This window comes from Rhodococcus phenolicus (assembly GCF_001646785.1).
GTDB lineage: Bacteria > Actinomycetota > Actinomycetes > Mycobacteriales > Mycobacteriaceae > Rhodococcus > Rhodococcus phenolicus.
In genome coordinates this window covers 1-828 of sequence record NZ_LRRH01000172.1, presented here as the reverse complement: position 1 = coordinate 828, position 828 = coordinate 1, and the positions used below count along the sequence as shown (strand labels likewise).

Here is an 828-nt window from a genome sequence, read left to right as displayed (position 1 = left end):
CCCTGTGAGGAGCGCCGGTGCTCGACGCGGTGACCGATCTGCTCGCGTGCCCCCAGTGCGGACTCGGGATGGACCTCGACGGATCCGCCCTGCTGTGCGAGAGCGGACACAACTTCGACATTGCGAAACAGGGCTACGTCACGCTCCTCACCGGCACCGCTACCCGGTTCACCGGCGATACCGCCGACATGATCTACCGGCCTCGACGTCTCGAAACCCGCGGTGCGCCGGATCGCCCGCAGCCATCCGCGGGTCGGCGCCGTGCTCGCCGACGTGTGGCGTCAGCTTCCGGTGCGGACCGGTTCGCTCAGTCACGTCCTGTCGATCTTCGCGCCGCGCAACGCCGACGAGACCCACCGGGTGCTCGAACCCGGCGGCCGGCTCGTCGTCGTCACCCCGACCGGTGAGCACCTGCAGGAACTGGTCGCGCTGCCCGGCATGGTGCAGGTCGACGATCGCAAGACCGAGCGTCTCGGCGCCGCACTGTCCGGCAGCTTCGAGCGCACGTCCCGCCATGAGGTGCGCTTCCCGATGGCGCTGCCGCATCCCGCGCTGGCGTTGCTCGCCGGGATGGGACCGTCCGCCCATCACGTCGCGGCGGATCGTCGCGCGGCACTGCTGGCCGACCTGCCGGAGCCGTTCGCGGTGACGGCGTCGGTCGTGGTGTCGGAGTGGACCCGGCGCGCCTGAACCCTGCGCGTCTCAACCCGGCGGATGTGCTCAGCGTCGGGCGGTGACGTCCTGGTAGACCGCGAGCGTCTGCCGGGCGATCTGCGCCCACGAGAACTCGGCGATCGCGCGGTCACGCCCGGCACGGCCGAGCCGGGC

The 828-nt window shown here is 71.5% G+C and carries 1 pseudogene; it reads left to right on the top strand.

Annotation, left to right across the window (positions count from 1 at the left end):
• The first annotated feature begins 17 nt into the window (after positions 1-17).
• Positions 18-690: pseudogene (locus A8G15_RS28540) on the top strand (putative RNA methyltransferase).
• Positions 691-828 lie beyond the last annotated feature (138 nt).